This window comes from Micrococcus sp. GbtcB5 (assembly GCF_019091605.1).
Lineage (GTDB): Bacteria > Actinomycetota > Actinomycetes > Actinomycetales > Micrococcaceae > Micrococcus > Micrococcus luteus.
This window is the reverse complement of sequence record NZ_JAGXJK010000415.1, coordinates 1-240: the sequence shown is the minus strand read 5'-3', so window position 1 is coordinate 240 and position 240 is coordinate 1. Positions and strand designations below refer to the sequence as shown.

Below are 240 nucleotides of genomic sequence, written 5' to 3'. Positions count from 1 at the left end.
CCGCGCGGGTGGTGCAGGCGGTCAGCCCCCCGCCGGCAGCCTCCACGCCAGCACGTTGGACTGCAGGTACCCGAGCGTGCACACCGCCAGCAGGAGCACGAGCGACCACCCCACCACACGACGCAGGATCTCGGACTCCCGGCCCTCCATGCCGGCCGCCGTCGCGGGGATCGCCAGGGACTGCGGGGAGAACATCTTGCCCACGACGCCGCCGGAGGTGTTGGCGGCCACCAGCAGGGC

1 protein-coding gene is annotated in these 240 nt (G+C 73.8%); it reads right to left on the bottom strand.

Going from position 1 to position 240, the window contains the following annotated elements; genetic code table 11:
• Nucleotides 1-21: 21 nt before the first annotated feature.
• On the bottom strand, nucleotides 22-240 hold a 219-nt coding region (locus tag KVS67_RS12945; protein WP_217565543.1), incomplete at its 5' end, for an L-lactate permease.